This window comes from Gemella sp. 27098_8_155, assembly GCF_041433725.1.
Lineage (GTDB): Bacteria > Bacillota > Bacilli > Staphylococcales > Gemellaceae > Gemella > Gemella haemolysans_D.
This window is the reverse complement of record NZ_JAPWCA010000005.1, coordinates 19,789-41,821: the sequence shown is the minus strand read 5'-3', so window position 1 is coordinate 41,821 and position 22,033 is coordinate 19,789. Positions and strand designations below refer to the sequence as shown.

15 protein-coding genes and 2 other annotated features are annotated in these 22,033 nt (G+C 32.2%); of the genes, 1 reads left to right on the top strand and 14 read right to left on the bottom strand.

Annotation, left to right across the window (positions count from 1 at the left end):
- Positions 1-71 precede the first annotated feature (71 nt).
- The 5 genes from ppc to yaaA form a co-directional block, all read right to left on the bottom strand.
- On the bottom strand, positions 72-2,762 hold the full coding sequence (ppc, locus tag O5Y44_RS03480; RefSeq protein ID WP_371465551.1) for a phosphoenolpyruvate carboxylase: 2,691 nt from the start codon (positions 2,760-2,762) through the stop codon (positions 72-74).
- A gap of 362 nt (positions 2,763-3,124) precedes the next feature.
- Positions 3,125-5,572, bottom strand: coding sequence for a DNA gyrase subunit A (gene gyrA / locus O5Y44_RS03475; RefSeq protein ID WP_271966304.1), 2,448 nt, complete (start codon positions 5,570-5,572; stop codon positions 3,125-3,127).
- A 16-nt stretch (positions 5,573-5,588) separates the two neighbouring features.
- Positions 5,589-7,505 (bottom strand): DNA topoisomerase (ATP-hydrolyzing) subunit B, encoded by a 1,917-nt coding sequence (gene gyrB / locus O5Y44_RS03470; protein WP_271966305.1) that lies wholly within the window; start codon positions 7,503-7,505, stop codon positions 5,589-5,591.
- A gap of 41 nt (positions 7,506-7,546) precedes the next feature.
- Positions 7,547-8,635 carry a DNA replication/repair protein RecF gene (gene recF, locus O5Y44_RS03465; RefSeq protein ID WP_271966306.1) on the bottom strand — a complete coding sequence of 363 codons (1,089 nt, stop codon included), beginning with the start codon at positions 8,633-8,635 and terminating at the stop codon, positions 7,547-7,549.
- 37 nt (positions 8,636-8,672) lie between these two features.
- Positions 8,673-8,888, bottom strand: a complete 216-nt coding sequence (yaaA, locus tag O5Y44_RS03460) for a S4 domain-containing protein YaaA (RefSeq protein ID WP_003146324.1) — start codon at positions 8,886-8,888, stop codon at positions 8,673-8,675.
- A gap of 376 nt (positions 8,889-9,264) precedes the next feature.
- Here yaaA and O5Y44_RS03455 point away from each other — a divergent pair, with 376 nt between their 5' ends.
- Complete coding sequence (locus O5Y44_RS03455) at positions 9,265-10,083, top strand: choline/ethanolamine kinase family protein (protein WP_271966307.1); 819 nt, start codon at positions 9,265-9,267, stop codon at positions 10,081-10,083.
- Between the two features lie 127 nt (positions 10,084-10,210).
- Here O5Y44_RS03455 and rplT read toward each other — a convergent pair whose 3' ends face one another.
- From rplT to O5Y44_RS03410, 9 genes are all read right to left on the bottom strand, one after another.
- Positions 10,211-10,570, bottom strand: coding sequence for a 50S ribosomal protein L20 (gene rplT / locus O5Y44_RS03450; protein ID WP_271966308.1), 360 nt, complete (start codon positions 10,568-10,570; stop codon positions 10,211-10,213).
- A 63-nt stretch (positions 10,571-10,633) separates the two neighbouring features.
- On the bottom strand, positions 10,634-10,828 hold the full coding sequence (gene rpmI, locus O5Y44_RS03445; protein ID WP_003145690.1) for a 50S ribosomal protein L35: 195 nt from the start codon (positions 10,826-10,828) through the stop codon (positions 10,634-10,636).
- A gap of 26 nt (positions 10,829-10,854) precedes the next feature.
- Entirely contained in the window at positions 10,855-11,382 is a 528-nt protein-coding gene (infC, locus tag O5Y44_RS03440) for a translation initiation factor IF-3 (protein ID WP_271966309.1), read from the bottom strand.
- Between the two features lie 30 nt (positions 11,383-11,412).
- Positions 11,413-11,525 (bottom strand) — a sequence feature (ribosomal protein L20 leader region).
- Positions 11,526-11,617: 92 nt separating this feature from the next.
- Positions 11,618-15,298, bottom strand: coding sequence for a DNA-directed RNA polymerase subunit beta' (gene rpoC / locus O5Y44_RS03435; protein WP_371465546.1), 3,681 nt, complete (start codon positions 15,296-15,298; stop codon positions 11,618-11,620).
- A 71-nt stretch (positions 15,299-15,369) separates the two neighbouring features.
- Positions 15,370-19,191 (bottom strand): DNA-directed RNA polymerase subunit beta, encoded by a 3,822-nt coding sequence (gene rpoB, locus O5Y44_RS03430; RefSeq protein ID WP_271966311.1) that lies wholly within the window; start codon positions 19,189-19,191, stop codon positions 15,370-15,372.
- A 150-nt stretch (positions 19,192-19,341) separates the two neighbouring features.
- Positions 19,342-19,938: a class I SAM-dependent methyltransferase gene (locus tag O5Y44_RS03425; RefSeq protein WP_371465543.1), complete on the bottom strand. Its 597-nt coding sequence runs from the start codon at positions 19,936-19,938 to the stop codon at positions 19,342-19,344.
- Between the two features lie 153 nt (positions 19,939-20,091).
- Complete coding sequence (rplL, locus tag O5Y44_RS03420) at positions 20,092-20,454, bottom strand: 50S ribosomal protein L7/L12 (RefSeq protein ID WP_271966313.1); 363 nt, start codon at positions 20,452-20,454, stop codon at positions 20,092-20,094.
- Between the two features lie 50 nt (positions 20,455-20,504).
- Positions 20,505-21,005, bottom strand: a complete 501-nt coding sequence (rplJ, locus tag O5Y44_RS03415; protein WP_371465542.1) for a 50S ribosomal protein L10 — start codon at positions 21,003-21,005, stop codon at positions 20,505-20,507.
- A gap of 32 nt (positions 21,006-21,037) precedes the next feature.
- Positions 21,038-21,170 (bottom strand) — a sequence feature (ribosomal protein L10 leader region).
- Between the two features lie 87 nt (positions 21,171-21,257).
- Positions 21,258-21,995 (bottom strand): MerR family transcriptional regulator, encoded by a 738-nt coding sequence (locus O5Y44_RS03410; RefSeq protein ID WP_271987015.1) that lies wholly within the window; start codon positions 21,993-21,995, stop codon positions 21,258-21,260.
- Positions 21,996-22,033: the final 38 nt, after the last annotated feature.

Sequence of the window (22,033 nt, the reverse complement as noted above, 5' to 3'; positions counted from 1 at the left end):
AGGATTATATATACTTGGGAGTACGTAAAAATAGACACTAAGACTGATTCAATCTTAGTGTCATTTTTATATTATCCAGAGTTTCTAAGTCCAGTAGCAACTCCATTAATTGTTATATGAATTGTATTAATTTGAGATTCTGGTAACTTACCTTCTCTAGAACGTTTGATTAATTCTACCTGAAGTAAATTCAAAGTATTAAAGTATTGTAACCTATTTTCTAAACTTCGAGTTAAGTATGTATTATCTTCTAGAAACTCTTTATGTTCTGAGATTTCTAGTACTACTTGTTTAGTTAAGTTCCATTCTCTTAAAATTTCTTCATATACATTTTTAGTTTTTTCATCATTACAAAGATTTGCATATTCTTTTGCAATATCCATGTCTGATTTTGACATAACCATGTCAACATTTGATAGTAATGATGTGAAGAATGGCCAGTTTTTGTACATTTTACGTAATTTTCCAATATTCTCTTTATCTTTATTAATGAAATTTGAGAACGCTGTTCCTACTCCATACCAACCTGGAAGCATGATTCTACTTTGCGACCATGAGAATACCCAAGGAATGGCTCTTAAACCACCGATATCCGTAATTTTTTTACGTGATGCTGGACGCGATCCAATATTTAAACTTGAGATCTCTTTAATCGGTGTTGCTTCGAAGAAATAATTGTAGAAGTTTGGATTTTCAAACACTAACTCTCGGTATTTATTATAACTATCATCAACAATTTCATCCATAATGATTTGAATTTCTGGAATATCTCTTATGTCAGTATTCACTTTATCAGCATTCATTCTTTGAATTACAGCAGAGAATAGTGCTTCTAGATTATAATAAGCTGCATCACTATTTCCATATTTAGCTGCAATAATTTCACCTTGCTCAGTAAGGCGGATTCTATCTTGAACACTTCCTAAAGGTTGTGAAATAATCGCATCATAACTTGGTCCTCCACCTCGACCTACAGTACCACCTCGACCGTGGAAGAATGTAACTTTGATATTGTGTTTCTCACCAAGTGATGAAAGTTCTTGTTGAGCTTTGTATAATGACCATCCAGATGATAAATATCCACCATCTTTATTACTATCTGAGTATCCTAACATTATCTCTTGGTATCGACCATTGTCACTCACCCATTTTTTCACTATATCTAAGCTTAAGTATTTATCCATAACTTCATATGAATTTTCTAAGTCTTCAATAGTTTCAAATAATGGTACGAGTTGTAACCTAGCAAAATCGCTACCTACTAATCCAACTTCTTTTAGCATTATTGCTAGCTCTAATAAATCTGATACACTAGTTGTATGAGATATAATGTTTTGTTTAATAACATTGTCTCCAAGTTTATCTTTTAATTTTCTAGCTGTTCTAAAGATAGCAAGCTCTTTTTTTAATTCTTCTGATTGTTTATCTACATCATTAATACTTAGAGGACGTGGATCTTCTTCTAATTGTTTTAATAACAATTTACATTTTTCATCTTCACTTAGAGAACTATAATCTTTTTCAATATTTGCACTTCTTAGTAATTCTGCTACAGAAGCTTCATATACACTTGAATCTTGACGCATATCTATACTTGCTAAGTAGAATCCAAAGATTTTCACAACATTAAGTAATTCCTCAAATTCTCCAGTGATTAATATTTCACCTTTATTTTCTAATAAAGATGTTTTTATTACTTCTAAATCTCTAATAAATTCTAATGATGTTAAGTATTTTTCTCCTATTTCCTTGTCATTAAGTAAGAATTCTTTAGTATTTTCAAGTTTTTCTTTAATATAAAATATTGCTCTTCTATATGGTTCTTTTTCTCTATATACTGATGAATCATTAGAACGGTTAGCTAATTCTTCTAATTCTTTGCTTTCTTGAATATATTGAGTCGACATTGAGAAAGTTCTGTATAGACTTTCTAGTTTATCTAAATAGTAATTTGAAATAAGTTCACACTGCTTCATAGCTGATAAATTAAGTGTTTCAGCAGTTACAAAAGGATTTCCATCACGGTCTCCTCCAATCCACATTCCCATAGTTATTGGAGTTTCATTTTTTAAATCTATATTATATTCTTCTAATAACAACTTATACTCAGTCATTAATTTCCCAATAGCTTTTATGAAAGATAGATTATAGTATTCTAGCACATTAGTAATCTCATTTGCTACTTTTAGTTTTTTCTCACGAATAATATCACTTTGAATTAATATTTCAATATGTTTTTGAATTGAATTTTTCCATTTTCTTTCGTTGATTAGGCCATTTTTTACATCTCTATGTTTTCTCAATAATGAGTGTAATTTCTCAGTTAAATCAAGAATCGTCTTACGTTGAACCTGTGTAGGGTGCGCTGTTAACACAGGTACAACATTAATGTTGTCTAAAGTATTTTCATCTTTAATATTTTTAATTGAATCAGATAACTTACCTATATAAGACTCACCTGAATTATTTTTATAGTTTACCTCGTAAGCTAAGTCAACATCTTCGGCAATATTTATTAAAAGAGGTAACACTGAAAAGAAATTTGCAACAATTTCCATTTCCTCTTGTGTTAAATCTTTAATAATAAGATTTAATTTTTCATAATTTTTCTGATCTGCTAATGATTTCAATTCTACTATCTTTTGAAAAGTTTCTTCTGAAATTAATTTTTGAGTTGCTTTCAATAACATTTCAGTAAGAATCTTAATCTCCTCTTGGATAATATTTTCATTTACATTGCTTTCTAGTCTTGTTTTTTGCATCTAGTTACTCCTTGATAAGATTTTTACTAATAAAGTTTATTTTATCAGTTTTAACTACATACTCCATTATAAAACTTTTTTAGAAATAACACAATGAATTTTGACCATTTTTTTCATTTTCTCATGTATTTTACTAACTTTTTTTGTTTTTTTAATTTTATTGTTCTTATTTTGTTTTATCAAATAATGTTTTATATTATCTCTAAAAATTCTAATAATATTCTAATATTCACATGATTTATCATTCTAACAACTAAAAGATTAAATCAGTAGTTGTTAATTTCTATACATAAAAAATCGAGGAATTTGAAAGTAAAATTTTATCAATCTTAGTCTCAATAATTTCCTCGATTTATATTTTATTATTCTTCTTCGTAAATTTCTTCTTTCGCTGCTAATGTAACAGTTGCTACTTTTTGGTCATCAACAAGATTAATTACTTTAACACCTGTCGCTGTTCTTCCAAGTGTGCTAATTGTTGAAACATCTATTCTAATAATAATTCCTTGGTCAGTCATAATCATTAAATCTTCATTTCCTGCGATTGATTTAACCGCTACAATCTTACCTGTTTTCTTAGTAACTTTAGCAACTTTAACACCTTTTCCTCCACGGTTAATCACATTGAATTCCGTAGATTTAGAAATTTTACCAATACCATTTTCTGTTACTGTTAAAATTTTCTTAGATTCATCAACAACTTCCATTCCTACTACATAGTCATCTGGAGACAGTGTAATACCTTTAACACCACGACTTACACGTCCCATTGTACGAACTTTTTCAGCATTAATTCTAATCGCTTGTCCATTTGCTGTAACAATCATAATATCTTGATCATCAGTAATTCTTTGAACATCAATTAGTGAGTCATCTTCATCAAGTTTAAGAGCAATCTTACCTTTCTTAAGAATACTTGCGTAATCTCCTAATTTAGATTTCTTAATGATACCATATTTAGTTGAGAAGATTAAGCTTGTTCCCTCTTCTTGAAGATCAGAAATTGCAATAATAGAATTTACTTTCTCTTCTTTTTCAATTTCTAATAAGTTAATGATAGGTATTCCTTTAGATTGTCTACTCATTTGGTTAATTTCATAACCTTTAAGAGTATAAACCTTACCTTTATCTGTAAAGAATAAGATATGATCATGAGTTGAACAACTTAGCATATAAGCTACATTGTCCTCATCGTTTGTAGTCATACCATTTACTCCACGTCCACCACGGCCTTGAGACTTATAAGTACTTGCAGCAAGACGTTTAATGTATTGGTTATGAGATAAAGTAATAATAATTTGTTCTTTTTCGATTAAATCTTCATTTTCGATTTGATCTACTTGTCCTTCAATTATTACACTACGACGTTTGTCTCCGAATTTTTCTTTAACTTCTAATAACTCGTCTTTAACTATTTGAATTACACGTTCCGGTTTAGCTAGAATATCTTCTAAGTCAGCGATAAGTTCCATAAGTTTACTGTATTCTTCCTCAATCTTATCTCGTTCTAAACCTGTAAGTCTTTGAAGACGCATGTCTAGGATAGCTTGTGCTTGAATCTCAGTTAAACCGAATTGATCTATTAATCCAGCTTTTGCTTCCTCAGCAGTTTGAGATCCACGAATTAAGCTAATAATTCTATCAATATTATCTAAGGCAATTCGTAATCCTTCTAATATGTGGGCACGAGCTTGCGCTTTTTTAAGATCGAATTTAGTTCTTCTAACTACTACTTCTTTTTGGTGCTCAAGGTAGTAATAAAGTACTTCTTTAAGATTTAATAACTTAGGTACTCCATTTACAAGAGCAATCATGTTAACTCCAAATGAGCTTTGTAATGGTGTTAATTTGTATAAATTGTTTAAAATTACGTTACTGTTAACATCACGACGTAATTCAATTACAATTCTAATACCTTTTAAGTTACTTTCATCACGAAGGTCAGTAACTCCTTCAATTTTTTTATCACGAGCTAATTCAGCAATTTTTTCTACTAATTTAGCTTTGTTTACTTGGTAAGGAATTTCTGTAATAATAATTCTTTCTTTACCATTTTTCATTTGTTCAATTTCAGTTTTACCACGCATTATTACAGAACCACGTCCTGTTGTGTAAGCTTTAACTATTCCACTACGACCTAGTAAAAATGATCCTGTCGGGAAATCTGGTCCTTTTATCTTAGACATAAGTTCAGCAATAGTTATTTCAGAGTTATCTGCTAATGCGATTACTCCATCGATAACTTCCCCTAAGTTGTGTGGCGGAATATTAGTCGCCATACCAACTGCAATACCACTACTTCCGTTGACTAGTAAGTTAGGTATTCTTGCTGGTAATACTTTTGGTTCTTGTTTAGTACCATCATAGTTATCTTGCATATCAACTGTATCTTTGTTAATATCACGAAGTAACTCAGAAGCAATTTTGCTCATTCTTGCTTCCGTATAACGCATCGCAGCAGCTCCATCTCCATCAATAGAACCAAAATTTCCTTGTCCATCTACTAAAGGATATCTACTGTTGAAATCTTGCGCTAAACGTACAATTGTACCGTATGTTGCAGAGTCACCATGTGGGTGATACTTCGCCATTACTTCCCCTACAACGAAGGCACTTTTTTTGTAAGGTTTATCATATGTTAACCCTAAGTCATTAAAAGCATAAAGTATTCTTCTATGAACTGGTTTTAACCCGTCACGTACATCTGGTAAGGCACGTGATACAATAACACTCATTGAATAATCTAAAAATGAATTTTCAATTTCAGTCGTTATGTTTCTTAAGGTAATATTATTTTTATTATCTTCCATGTTCTATCCTTTCTTTCTAAATGTCTAAGTTTATAACATTTAGAGCATTATCTTCGATGAATTTACGTCTTGGTTCTACTTTTTCACCCATCAATGTATCAAATGCTGCATCCGCTCTTTGAGCATCATCAATACTTACTTGATACATTAAACGATGTTCTGGATCCATTGTAGTATCCCATAATTCCTCCGCATTCATCTCTCCAAGACCTTTGTATCGTTGAACAGTGTACTTTTTATCTCCAGCATGTTCTTCAATATTTTGTTTAAGTTCTTCTTCTGTATGGCAGTAGAATTCTTTTTTACCTACTTTTAGACCGTATAGAGGTGGTCTAGCGATATATACATATCCTGCGTCGATAAGTTCTCTCATATATCTGAAGAAGAATGTTAATAATAATGTTCTAATGTGACTTCCATCGACGTCGGCATCGGTCATGATAACAATTTTATGATAACGAAGTTTATCAATATTTAATGTTTCCCCTATTCCCATACCAATAGCTGTAATTAATGAACGTACTTCGTCATTAGATAATACTTTATCAATTCTTACTTTTTCTACGTTCAGAATTTTACCTTTTAATGGTAAAATAGCTTGGAATTTACTATTACGTCCAAGTTTTGCACTTCCTCCCGCAGAATCCCCTTCGACTAGGAACAGTTCACATTCAGCTGCATCCTTACTTGAACAGTCAGCTAGTTTCCCTGGAAGGTTTGTAAATTCTAATGCATTTTTACGACGTGTAGATTCACGAGCTTTCTTAGCTGCAATTCTTGCACGTGATGCTTGAAGTCCTTTTTCAACTATTATTTTTGCTATTTTTGGATTTTCTAATAAGAATCTATCTAGTTCTTCAGAGAATAACTTATTAGTAATTGTACTCATCTCTGAGTTTCCTAATTTAGTTTTTGTTTGCCCTTCAAATTGTGGATTTGGGTGTTTAATTGAGATAATCGCAACAAGTCCTTCACGAACATCATCACCAGTTAGTGACTCTTTGTCTTTTATAAGTTTATTTTTCTTTCCGTAAGAATTAATAATTCTCGTAAGAGCTGTTTTAAATCCACTTTCGTGAGTTCCACCCTCATGTGTATTAATGTTATTAGCATAACTTAATACATTATTAGAGTATCCTGTGTTATATTGCATTGAGATTTCAACTTCTTTCCCATCCATCTCACCATGCACATAAATAGCTTCGTGTAAAGCATCTTTATTTTCATTTAACATTTCTACGTATTCTAATAATCCACCTTCATAATAGAAAGTCTCTTCTTTTTCTTGTCCTTCTCTTTCATCTTTAAGTATAATTGTTATACCTTTATTTAAGAAAGCAAGTTCTCTAATACGTGTTCTTAAAATATCGTATTCATATACTGTTGTTTCTTGGAAAATTTCTGGATCTGCCTTAAAACGAATAGTCGTTCCAGTTCTATCAGTATTTCCTACCACTGTAATTCCTTGAACTACATCTCCTCGTTCAAACTTCATTGTATAGATTTTCCCATCACGATAAACTGAAGCTTCTAGATTCGTAGATAAAGCATTTACTACGCTGGCACCTACCCCGTGAAGACCACCCGATACTTTATATCCGCCTCCACCGAATTTACCTCCGGCATGAAGTACTGTAAGAATTACTTCAAGTGCTGGTTTTCCAGTTTGTTCTTGAATATCTACTGGAATACCACGTCCATTATCTTCTACTCTTATCCAATTTCCTTTTTCAATTGCAACTGTTATTGTGTCACAATATCCGGCTAAGGCTTCATCTATAGAGTTATCTACAATTTCCCAAACAAGGTGGTGTAGACCTTTACTAGATGTAGAACCGATATACATACCTGGTCTTACCCTAACGGCTTCAAGTCCTTCAAGAACCTGAATCTGATCGGCATTATATTCTTGTATTTGTTTTTTTTCTACCATGATTTTTCCTTTCATTTTAGTAAATTTATAAAATAAATTTTCTAGATTAATTCACTAATATTTCCATTTTCTATTTTGAAAACTTTAGCTTTTTTTAATAAATCTTCTTTAATATCTGATATCGAAGGTGTTGTAATGAATGTTTGTACATTTTCATTAATTGCATCTAATAATTTTAGTTGTCTATTCTTATCAAGTTCACTAAGAACATCATCTAAAAGTAAGACTGGATATGTACCCGTTTTTGATTTAAGATAATTTATCTCAGCTAATTTAAGTGATAATACAATGCTTCGTTGTTGTCCTTGTGATGCATACATTTTTGCATCAAGATCATTTATATAAAATCCAAGGTCATCTTGATGCGGTCCTATTTTAGTACTTCCACGCATTATATCATCAAAGGATTTTTTCATCATAACTTTAGTTAAATTCTCTTCAGTAAATCCTTCCTCCGTTACATCAGCTATATTAAGGGATTCTAGAACTGAACTTTTATATTTAATCGTTAATGATTCTTGGCCATTAGATATATTCATCATATTTTTATAGGTCAATTTTGAAATATCTTGAACAAACGATACTCTTTCTTTTGTTATATATATAGCGACTTTAGCTAATTGAAAAGTAAGGGTCTCTAAATATGCAAGAGATATCTCATCCTTTGGATTTTTTCTCATATCTTTTAAATAAGAATTTCTCTGTTTTAATAAATGTTGATACATTAGATAATACTTATGATAAATACGTGAGAACTGATAAAATTCTCTATTTATAAACTCTCTTCTAAGTGAAGGGGATCCTTTTACTAATTGTAAATCTTCTGGTGAAAATAATACAACGTTAAGCTCTCCTACAAAATCAGTTAGTTTATTTTTTTTTACTCCTGCAATTTTAGCACTTTTACCTTTATTACTTATACCTAACATAATATCGAGATTCTTATTATTTTTATTAACTACACATGACATTGCAGTGGCAGTTTCACCAAACATTATGCATTCACTATCGCTTTTTGTTCGATAACTGCGTCCAAGCGCTAAGCAAAAAATAGATTCTATAATATTAGTTTTTCCATTCGCATTGTTTCCTACTAAAACATTAAGCGAGGGATGTACATCTATATTCATTGATAAATAATTTCGAAAGTACAGTAATTTTAAACTCTTAATTCTCATTAATAATTATGAATTCATTTCCTTCTAATTTAATAATATCGTTTGAATATAATTTTTTCCCTCGTCTATTTTCTAATTCTCCGTTCAACTCAACTTCTACATCTTGTAAAAAGTACTTAGCCTCTCCTCCAGAACCTATGAAACCTTCTAACTTTAAAAATTGTGCTAACGTGATATATTCACTATTAATAAAAACTTCTTTCATTTTACACCTCCTAAGTATTTAAAAATGAAACTATATGTATATAAATATATTTTATATATTTTAATTATACCAAATTTCTATGTTTTTTTCAACATTACTCCTATTATTTTATTATTATGTAATTCAAAAATAACTATATATATCAACTATTTTAAAAGATTACAAACGATTGTAGTTCACATAAAAAACACCATGATAATTAATAAATTTAAAATACAATTTTTTTAATGTCATTATAAAAAAAATAGTATTTTAATACAGAAATTTATTTTTTAAAATGAATATATTGAAATCGTTTTTCTTTTATATTTATTACCTATATTGTATAATAAAGGTGAAAAGTATATTAAATTTCTGAAATAAAGGAGGGTATTTTATGTACAGCATTGAGAAATTAGAAAAAATACTAAATGAAAAAGTGTATTCTATCGAAGAAACAAGCTATGGAGTTACTAATAATAATTTTATAGTTACTACTGATAAAAATAAATACTTCTACAGAACTTCTAAAGATTCAACAAAAATAGTTAATAAAGATAATGAAAAAGAAGCTCTTAAACTACTATCAAATGAACCGTACTTTCTAAAACCAGTTTATATTAATAATGATAATTTAATTACTGTGTTTCAGCCAAATCCTAAAACATTCATTTCACAAAGAAGTTTGTCAAATATTGTAAGAATAGGAAAACTTTTAAAAGAGTTTCATTCAAAAAAATTTCAAGCAGAAAATACTTTTAATCCTATTGATCAATTTAATAGTTACTATAATCAAATCGATGAATTGCCCTATGGATTAGATGATTATATGTATATAATAGATGAATTTAAAAAACTATACAAGGCTGATAGACTATGCCATAATGATTTAGTTGAAGGTAATTTCCTCTTCACTAAAGATGCATTATATTTAATAGATTTTGAATATGCTGGATATAATGATTACTACTTTGATATTGCGAGCTTCATCTCAGAAAATGACTTAAACTATGAGGAAACAATAACCTTCTTAAAAGCATATTTTACTGATGAAGAATGTAATTATGATAAATTAAAAGTCTTCTTGAATTTTTGTGATTTACTTTGGTATACATGGGCTACACTGTTATATGAAAAAAGAAATGAAGAAATATATAATGAAATAGCTAAAGAGAAGCTTCATAGATTAAAGAATCCAAGAAAAATAGTCTATTAACTAATAAGTTTGATAAAAACTCAAGATAAGAATTGAATTCCTATCTTGAGTAAAATTTTATATCTTGAATATATTAAAAAAAAGGTTACTTACAAAATTATGCAAGTAACCTTTTTATCAACTTTTATTATTTAGCTAAAGCTGCTTTAGCTTGTTCACAAATGCTTGTGAATCCAGCTGCGTCGTGGATAGCGATTTCTGATAACATTTTTCTGTTAATATCGATTCCAGCAACTTTAAGTCCATTCATTAGACGGCTGTAAGATAATCCGTTTAATCTTGCAGCTGCATTAATACGAACGATCCATAATCTTCTGAAGTTACGTTTTGTTTGACGACGGTCTCTGAAAGCATACATTCCTGATTTCATTACTTGTTGCTTAGCAACTTTGAATAATGTATGTTTTGAACCAAAATATCCTTTAGCTAGTTTTAAAACTTTTTTACGGCGACGACGAGTCACAGTTCCACCTTTAACACGTGGCATATCTAATTCCTCCTTATGTATAACTTAAATAAGTATTTACGCTATAATTAATCTTCTTTAATATTATTTAACTAATAAAGTTCTAATACGTTTGTAATCACCACGAGATACTAATGAAGCTTTACGTAAGTGACGTTTTTGTTTAGTAGTTTTTCTTGAAAACCAGTGAGAAGTATAAGCACGGCTACGTTTTAATTTACCGCTAGCTGTTTTTTTCACACGTTTTGCTAAACCACGGTGAGATTTCATTTTTGGCATTATCAAATTCCTCCTATATTAAACCTTTATTTCTCTTTTTTTGGTGCTAGAACTAAGAACATACTGCGACCTTCCATTTTAGGTTTTTGTTCGACAGTAGCTATATCGCTAGCCTCGTTAGAAAAGTTTTCTAAAACTTTCTGTCCAATTTCTTTGTGGGTGATTGCTCTCCCTTTAAAACGAATAGAAACTTTAACTTTGTCTTCTTTTGCTAAGAATTTTCGTGCATTTTTCAACTTAGTTTCAAAATCGTGCTTTTCAATTGTTGGAGATAATCTTATCTCTTTTGTTGTTACGATTTTTTGTTTCTTACGTGCTTCTTTTTCTTTCTTCTGTTGTTCAAATTTGAACTTACCGTAGTTCATAATTTTAGCAACTGGTGTTTTAGCATTTGGAGCTACTAGAACAACATCTAGGTTCATACGCTCTGCAATTTGCATCGCTTCTACCTTAGTTTTAACTCCTAATTGTTCTCCATTTTGGCTAATTAAAAGAAACTCTTTCGCTTTAATACCTTCATTTACTTGTGCAGTATCTTTACTAATGATCAGCACCTCCTATTTATAAATTCATTAAATACTAAAAGCATTAAAAAAAACTGAGTGTAAAACACCCAGCATAAAATTCTACATTTCATCTACATTAACCTGTACAATCAAAATTGGCAGGTGAGAAACGGGTGCTTCTACTTTTGTATTCAACATTATTTATTTTACATATTTTTTCTAGATTTGTCAATAGGAATATAATATTTTTTTTATATTCCTATTAACTTTTATCTATTTCTTATTAAATAGAACCTAATTCTTCGTGTAATTCTTCTTCAATTGGTCTACCTAATTCATTATTAACTTCAGTTTCTAATACTTTTTCTGCTTTAATATCAACATCATTATATCTTGGCATTCCTGTTCCGGCTGGAATTAGCTTACCAATAATAACGTTCTCTTTAAGTCCCATAAGTTTATCAACTTTTCCTTTAACAGCTGCGTCTGTAAGAACACGAGTTGTTTCTTGGAATGAGGCTGCAGATAAGAAACTTTCTGTTTCTAATGAAGCTTTAGTGATACCTAGGATTACAGGTTTAGCTGTAGCCATGTTACCTCTTGCTTCAAGAATTTTTTTGTTTTCATCTGTAAATTTGTGAATATCTACTAATGAACCTGGAAGTAAATCAGTATCTCCAGCGTTGATTACACGTACTTTTCTTAACATTTGACGTACCATAACCTCAACGTGTTTATCACTGATTTCTACCCCTTGCATACGATAAACTTTTTGTACTTCAGTTAATAGGTAACTTTGTACTGCTTCTAGACCTGCAATTGATAGCAATTCTTTTGGTTCAATAGAACCTTCTGTTAAAGCTTGACCACGTTTAACTTTGTCATCTTCTTTAACTAACATACGGCTTGCACCATAGTCTTGATATTCTCTTTCTTCACCGATTTCACTTAATACGTAAATTCTACGTACGTGGTTATTATCGATTTCTACTTTTGTAACTGTTCCATCAACTTCTGAGATTAATGCCTTACCTTTAGGATTACGTGCTTCAAATAACTCTTGAATACGAGGTAAACCTTGTGTGATATCGGCACCGGCAACCCCACCTGTGTGGAACGTACGCATTGTAAGCTGTGTACCAGGTTCTCCGATAGATTGAGCGGCAATTGTACCAACTGCTTCCCCAACTTCTACTTTTTCACCTGTCGCTAAGTTTTTACCGTAACATTTCTCACAAACACCGTGACGTGAGTTACATGTAAATGCTGATCTAATAACAACACTTTCGATTCCAGCTGCTTCAATTTCTTTAGCTGTATCTAATGTAATTAATTGACCATCTTCAACGATAACTTTTCCAGTCTCTGGGTGAACAACAGTTTCTTTACTGTATCTACCTTCAAGACGTTCTTGTAAGCTTTCGATTTCATCTGTTCCATTTTTAAGTGCTGCAACTCTTAATCCACGAGATGTACCACAGTCGTTTTCACGAACGATAACATCTTGTGCAACGTCTACAAGACGACGAGTTAGGTAACCTGAATCGGCTGTTTTAAGGGCTGTATCGGCAAGACCTTTACGCGCACCGTGAGAAGAGATGAAGAACTCTAATACTGTTAATCCTTCTTTAAATGATGAACGTACAGGCATCTCCATGATACGTCCTGATGGAGAAGCCATCAGACCACGCATACCGGCTAACTGTGTAAAGTTTGACGCGTTACCACGGGCTCCAGAGTCACTCATCATGTAAATTGGGTTAGTAGCTGGAAGAGAGTCCATAAGTTGATCTTGGATAATATCTTTTGCTTTAGCCCATTGAGCAATAACATTTTGATATCTTTCTTCTTCTGTTAATAGACCACGTCTATATAATGTTGTGATTTTATCAACATTAGCTTGTGAGTCTGCTAAGATTTCATATTTGTTAGGAAGGACGAATACGTCACTTACCCCTACTGTAATACCAGCTCTTGAAGAATATTTGAATCCTAAGTCTTTCATTCTGTCTAACATCATTGAAGTTTCAGTAATGTGGAATCTATTGAAGATTTCAGAAATGATTTTTGATAAGAATCCTTTTTTAAATGGTGTTGCTGGTTCTTTTTCAGCTATATAAGCTTTTAATCCACCTTCTGTTAAGTCAGATGGTGCTACGAAATATTTATCAGGAGTCGCTGTTTCTAAGTTTTCCTTAGTAGGTTCATTTAAGAATGGGAATCCTTCTGGTAATATATCGTTGAAAATTACTTTACCAATTGTAGTAACAAGTAATTTTTTGTTTTGTTCTTCTGTAAACGTTGGGTTTTCAAAAGATTTAGCTGCGATACCTACACGAGTGTGAAGGTGAATATATCCATTTTGGTATGCAATTCTTGCTTCATCAGCATCTTTGAAAATCATACCTTCCCCTACTGCTCCAGGTCTTTCTAGTGTTAGGTAGTAGTTACCTAATACCATATCCTGAGATGGTGTAACTACTGGTTTACCATCTTTAGGGTTAAGGATGTTTTGAGCAGCTAACATTAGCATACGTGCTTCTGCTTGAGCTTCTTTTGATAAAGGAACGTGTACGGCCATTTGGTCACCATCAAAGTCGGCGTTAAACGCTGTTGTTACAAGAGGGTGAAGACGAATAGCACGTCCTTCAACTAAGATTGGTTCGAATGCTTGGATACCAAGTCTGTGAAGAGTCGGGGCACGGTTAAGTAATACTGGGTGCTCACGAATAATATCTTCTAAGATATCCCAAACATGATCTTCCATTCTTTCGATTTGATTTTTAGCATTTTTAATGTTATTAGCTAATTCACGTTTAACTAATTCACGCATAACAAATGGTTTGAATAATTCAAGAGCCATTTCTTTAGGTAATCCACATTGGTACATTTTTAAGTTTGGACCAACTACGATTACTGAACGTCCAGAATAGTCAACACGTTTACCTAATAAGTTTTGACGGAAACGACCGTGTTTACCTTTTAACATATTAGATAATGATTTTAATGTTCTATTACCAGGACCTGTTACTGGACGACCACGACGTCCGTTATCGATTAATGCATCAACTGCTTCTTGTAACATACGTTTTTCATTTTGTACGATTAGCCCTGGTGCTTTAAGTTCGATAAGTTTTTTCAGACGGTTGTTACGGTTAATTACACGTCTGTATAAATCGTTTAAGTCACTTGTTGCAAAACGTCCACCATCTAATTGAACCATTGGTCTTAATTCTGGTGGAATAACTGGTAACACAGTCATAATCATCCATTCTGGTTTATTTCCAGAGTGTTTAAACGCTTCGAATACTTCAACACGTTTAATAATTTTTACAACTTTTTGACCCGATTTATAATTACTTTCACTTAATTCTTTAAGTTCATTTTTAAGGTCTTTAAGTTCTTTTTCAATATCTAACTCAGCTAAAAGGTCACGAATAGCTTCAGCTCCCATTTTAGCTACGAAAGAGTTTGCTCCAAATGTACTACGTGCTTCACGTACTTCACGTTCAGAAACGATTTGTTTTTTCATGAAGTCAGTTTCACCTGGATCGATAACAATGTAAGAAGCAAAGTAAATTACTTCTTCTAATTGTCTTGGACTAAGGTCAAGTAGAAGACCCATTCTACTTGGAATACCTTTGAAATACCAAATGTGGCTGACTGGGGCAGCTAATTCTAAGTGCCCCATTCTTTCACGACGAACTTTGGCTAAAGTTACGTCAACTCCACATTTATCACATTTTATATTTTTATATCTTACTCGTTTGTACTTTCCACAAGCACATTCCCAGTCTTTAGTTGGACCAAAGATTCTTTCACAGAATAGTCCATCATTTTCTGGTTTTAAAGTTCTATAGTTAATAGTTTCAGGTTTTTTAACCTCTCCATAAGACCAACTTCTGATTTTTTCAGGAGAAGCTAAACTAATTTTCATATATGCAAAATTATTTACGTCTATCAAGGAGCATACCTCCTTTATTTTTTTGTATAAATGCCTTGAATAGTTCTTTGTGATTGATTGTCAAATTTTTATTATTCTTCATCTGTATCGTCTTCTACATCTTCATACTCATCAGTATCTGACATTAAAAGACTTGCCAAAGCTTGATATCCTGAAGTTTCTTCTTCAGCATCTTCTTCTACATCTTCGTATTCATCAGTATCAGATAGAAGTAAGTTTGCTAAACTTTGATATCCTTCTTCAGCACTTTCTTCAGAAGCTTCTTTTGTTTCTTTAGCTTCTTCTGATTTTTCTTCGTTGTGATCATGGTTATGTGATTCGTGGAAGTCAATTGTATCTCCTAAATCGATATCACCCATATCTACTTCGTTATCTTCATTATCCATTACTCTAAAGTCCATACCTAAGGCTTGAAGTTCTTTCATAAGCACTCGGAATGATTCAGGAACACCTGGACGTGGAATGTTTTCACCTTTAACGATTGCTTCATAAGTTTTAACACGACCGTTAGTATCATCTGATTTGTATGTTAAGATTTCTTGAAGAGTATATGCAGCACCATAAGCTTCAAGTGCCCATACCTCCATCTCACCAAATCTTTGTCCACCAAATTGAGCTTTACCTCCAAGTGGTTGTTGAGTTACTAATGAGTATGGTCCAATTGAACGTGCATGAAGTTTATCATCAACCATGTGGGCAAGTTTAATCATGTACATTACCCCTACAGATACACGGCTGTCGAATGGTTCACCTGTACGTCCATCATAAAGAACAGTCTTAGCGTCTTTAGCCATTCCAGCCTCAGCAACCGTTGACCAAACATCTTCATCAGTAGCTCCATCGAATACTGGTGTAGCAACGTGGATTCCTAATTGTTTAGCAGCCATACCTAAGTGTAGCTCTAATACTTGTCCAATGTTCATACGAGATGGAACCCCAAGTGGGTTTAACATTACGTCAACTGGTGTACCATCTGGTAGGTAAGGCATATCTTCTTCTGGTAAGATATTTGAGATAACCCCTTTGTTACCGTGACGACCGGCCATTTTATCCCCTACACGGATTTTACGTTTTTGTACAATGAATACACGTACAAGTTCATTTACACCGTTAGGTAATTCTGCACCATCTTCACGTTTAAAGATTTTAACATCAGCAACTACTCCATCTGCCCCGTGAGGTACACGTAATGAAGTATCACGTACTTCTTTAGATTTAGCTCCAAAGATAGCATATAATAATTTTTCTTCTGGAGTTTGTTCAGTTAATCCTTTCGGTGTAACTTTACCTACTAAGATATCTCCATCTTTAACTTCAGCACCGATTCTGATAATTCCTCGTGCATCTAAGTTTCTAAGTGCATTTTCACCTACGTTAGGAATTTCACGAGTAATTTCTTCAGGTCCTAATTTAGTATCACGAGCATCAGTTTCGTATTCTTCTACGTGGATAGAAGTATAAACGTCATCTTTTACAAGACGCTCACTCATTATAACAGCATCCTCATAGTTATAACCATCCCAGTTAACGAATGCTACTACAAGGTTTTTACCTAAAGCTAATTCTCCTTTATCCATTGATGGACCATCCGCAAGGATATCTTTAGGTTCTACTCTATCTCCAACTTTAACAATTGGTTTTTGGTTATAAGCTGTAGAGTGGTTAGAACGTACGAATTTGTGAATTACGTATGTATCTAAGTCACCTTTAATCTCTTTACCTTCAAGTGTTTCAATGCGACGTACTTTAATTTTCGCTCCATCTACGTATTCTACGATACCAGGATATTTAGCAATAACAGCCGCTCCTGAGTCACGTGCTGCAAGGTGCTCCATACCTGTACCAACAAATGGTGCTTCCGTAATCATTAGAGGTACTGCTTGACGTTGCATGTTCGCTCCCATAAGTGCACGGTTAGAGTCGTCATTCTCTAAGAACGGAATACATGCAGTGGCTGCAGATACTACCTGTTTAGGCGATACGTCCATGAAGTTCATCATTTCACGAGGTTTAACTGTGTTATCCCCTCTAAAACGACATACTACTTCTTCATCAACGAAGTAACCTTTTTCATCAACATTCGCAGTTGATTGTGCTACTACGTATTTATCTTCTTGATCAGCAGTTAAGTATTGTACATTTTCAGTTACGTATGGACGCCCTTCTGCATCAAATTCAACTTTTCTATATGGAGTCATAATGAATCCAAACTCATTTATTCGTGCAAATGATGAAAGTGAGTTGATAAGACCTATGTTTGGTCCCTCTGGTGTTTCAATCGGACACATACGACCATAGTGTGAATAGTGAACGTCACGAACTTCCATTCCTGCACGTTCCCTTGTTAAACCACCAGGTCCAAGTGCAGATAAACGACGTTTGTGAGTAAGCTCACTTAGTGGGTTTACTTGGTCCATGAATTGTGAAAGTTGAGAACTTCCGAAGAACTCTTTAATAATTGCTGTAACTGGTCTTACGTTAATAAGTTGTTGTGGAGTGATTTCATTAGTATCTTGAATACTCATACGTTCACGCACAACACGCTCCATACGAGAAATACCTACACGAATTTGGTTTTGTAATAATTCACCAATACAACGTAGACGACGGTTACCAAGGTGGTCAATATCATCTACACGACCGATTAATTCAAATTCAAATCCATCGTTATTTCTACGGTTTCTAATTAATAATAGGTAGTAGTTAATACTTGCTACGATATCAGCAATTGTTAATGTAAGAACATCTTTATTAGGTGCTCCATTACCAATTACATGTAATACTTGATCATCAGTTAATTCATCAATATCGAAGTCATTACCTACTTTTACTTGGTTTACAACTTTGAATAATTGTAATTTTAAGCTATCACTTCCATCAAGACTTTCATTCATATCGAATTCAACTACGTTAGCTGTAGTACCTAATTCTTCATAAATTCCATCAATGATTTCACGTGTTAACTTAGTACCTTTTTCTACTAAGATTTCTCCTGTTTCTGTGTCAACGATTGGCTCAACTAGAATTTGATTTTCTAGACGTTCTCCAACGTGAAGTTTGTTGTTTAATTTGTAACGTCCTACTTTAGCTAAATCATATCTTCTTGGATCGAAGAATCTACCATGTAAAGTAGCTTTAGCAGTCTCTACGTTAGCCGGCTCACCAGGACGTAATTTATCATAAATTACTTTTAACGCAGTTCCTGTGTCTAAGTTTTCATCTTTTTCTAATGTGTTTAATAGTTCTGCATCTTCACCGAATAATTTAATAATTGATTCATCAGATTCAAAACCTAACGCTCTGATAAGCGTTGTTAAAGGAATTTTTCTAGTTCTATCAATACGAGCATAAACTAATCCTTTAATATCTTTTTCAAATTCCAACCAAGCTCCTCTGTTAGGAATAACAGTTGTTTTATAGGCATTTGGAATATTTTTAACTTTAAGTTTGTCATCTTCTGTAAAATATACAGAAGGCGAACGTACTAATTGAGATACAATTACACGCTCTGCACCATTGATAATAAACGTCCCAGTTTCAGTCATCAACGGTAATTCACCCATAAATACTTCTTGTTCTTTAATTTCGTCACGTTCTTTATTGATTAAACGTACGCGCACTCTTAAAGGTGCTGAATATGTAGCATCACGTTCTTTAGATTCATCTACATCATACTTAGGTGTTCCTAATTTATAGTCGATAAATTCTAAACTCAATTTATCATTGTTACCTTCAATTGGTGATACATCTTTAAAAACATCTTTTAGACCAGTTTCTAAAAATTTATCATAAGATAAGGTTTGAATTTCAATTAAGTCCGGTAAATCAATTACCTCTGATATTCTAGCATAGCTACGTCTTTGTCTGTGCTTACCAAATTTAACTTTTTGCAACTGTGTCACCTCTCAGCTTTTCTCTTAAAAACTAAAAAGAAAATATATACATTTTCTCTTACTTACTTATATAATTTAGGCAATTCTATCCAAAAGAAAATAGAATTACTTGCAATATATCATTTTATCATAGTCATAGCAAGTTGTCAATTATTTTACGGCTTTCAGTATATAGTAGCCTTTATTTTTAGTAACTATTTCTACTCTAGAAAAAGTCTCTTCTAATAATTTTTTACAACTAGCCATTCCTTGTTTTTTTTGTATAACCACCCAAAGCTCCCCCTGAGCATTTAGATGTTCATAACTATCTGTCATTATTTTATGTACGATTTTTTTCCCAGCTCTTATCGGTGGGTTTGTTAATACTATATCAAAGTTTCCTTCGATATTATCAAAGGAACTACTTTCTAGTACTTCTACTTCATTATTTATGTTATTAAGTTCAATATTTTTTTTTGATAGTTCTAAAACCCTATTATTTACATCTACCATAGTAAACTTAAACGTCGGATATTTTTTTGCTAAAAATATAGATATAACTCCATAGCCACATCCAATATCAGCAACTTTAGCATCTTCCTTTTCAGTATTAAAACTTTCTAACATCGTTTTAGTTCCAAAGTCAACATTTTCTTTTGAAAATACCCCGTTATCTGTATAGAACTTCAAATTCTCATTTGCTATTGTTGAGTTGATAATTTTTCCACGACTTTCTGTCGTCGGATTATTTGTATAATAATGTTCCATAATAAAGACACCTCTTAAAATGAAAGAAAATAGTATATCCCACAGTTAGACACTTGAGATATACTATTTTTGTTATTATCATCGTATCAAATATTCTCAAATAGAATATTATTGTTTATTTACATCTATCTTTTTATCTACTTAGATTAGAAATTATTTAACTTCTACAGTTGCTCCAACTTCTTCTAATTTAGCTTTGATTTCTTCAGCTTCTTCTTTAGAAACTCCTTCTTTAAGTGTTGCTGGCGCACCATCAACTTTTTCTTTAGCTTCTTTTAGTCCGTCTCCAGTGATTTCACGAACAACTTTGATTACTTTAATTTTTGAGTCTCCAGCGCTAGCTAAAACTACGTCAAATTCAGTTTTTTCTTCAGCAGCTCCAGCAGCAGCTCCACCAACTACAGCTACAGGTGCAGCAGCAGTTACTCCGAATTCTTCTTCAATTGCTTTTACTAAGTCGTTTAATTCTAAAACTGACATTTCTTTGATAGCGTCTAAAATTTGTTCTTTAGTCATTATAAATTTCCTCCGATTTTTAAATTATATATTTTTAATATTGTTGTTTATTAAGCTTCTTGTTCAGCTTTTTTGTCTGCAACAGCTTTAACAGCTAAAGCAGTATTGCGCATTGGCGCTGTTAATACAGATAGTAACATTGAAAGTAATCCTTCGCGACTTGGTAATGTAGCGATAGCTTTAATTTCAGATTGATCTGCAACTTTTCCTTCTATAACACCAGCTTTTAGTTCTAAGTTTTCGTGTTCTTTAGCGAAATCGTTTAAAACTCTAGCAGGAGCTACAGCATCGTCTGTTGAGAAAGCAAAAGCATTTGGTCCAGTTAGAACTTCGTCTAATCCTTCAATTCCTGCTTGCTCCATCGCACGACGAACTAATGAGTTTTTATAAACTTTTAAAGTTAAACCTTCGTTACGCATGTTGTTACGTAATTCTGTTACTTCCGCAACGTTTAATCCACGGTAGTCAGCGATAACAACTGAAGAACTTGATTTAATTTCTTCTGCGATTTGATTTACTAACTCTTGTTTTCTCTCAATAGCTTTTGACATTGAACTTCCTCCTAAGTAGATTTATCAATTTCAGTACCATTAAAAAAACCTTCTTGCATGCGAGAACATACAAAAAGGCACATAAGTTTCTTTTCGAATTTTGTCCTCGGTAGGTTAATTAAGGATTTCTCCCCCTACTGTCTACGGTACATTTTCAACTGACTTAGTTATTTTAATATATATAATTTCATTTGTCAATAGTTTTTTTAAAATTTTCTTTTAAAAAACTATTTTAGAACATTTTTATCTTTCTTATTTATTTAATCTGTCACTACAATATTTCTCTATTGCTTTAGATGTATACTCTGCTACACCTTCACCAAATTTATCTATATTTTTTTTGAATTCTGGGTTATGAACATATCCTTTCCCTATATATGAGAAGACTTCTATACTACAATCAAAAGCATATTCGTTCATATTATTATATAAATCTTCTACCTTAGATTGTACTTCTTTTTCTGCTACATCTACATTTTCATCTTTGAATTTCGCCATCGAACGAAATACTTCATTAAATTCCTCGGTTACTATTTCTTCTCTTCCACTTTGACGCTTTTTAGATTCTTCAATTGTATCTTTACCATATTTTTCTACTGCTTGATTTTCATACTTATTTAGATCCTCTTTTTTAAATCCATTAAATTTTTCTTCTATTGTCATTGTTTTTTCTCCTTTATAATTGCTAATTGTTTTTTCTATATTATGTAAAATCACTTCAAACTTTTCTTTTTCTCTTAAAATTAATTCACGTTGTTGTTCAAGTATTTTTAAATTATCAAAATCACCTTCAAGTAATTCTTTTATATCATTTAACTTAAACTTAAGAAATCTATAGAATAATATTTTTTGTAATTTCTCTAAATTTTCCTCGGTATAATCTCTATAACCGTTATCTAACTTTTGAGGAATTAGTAAACCAATTTCATCATAATATTGTAATGTTCTTGCACTTACTCCAGTAAGTTTCACAACTTCATTTATCCTCATAATCATCCCTCTATAATTTATAATATTTCACTAGTGAT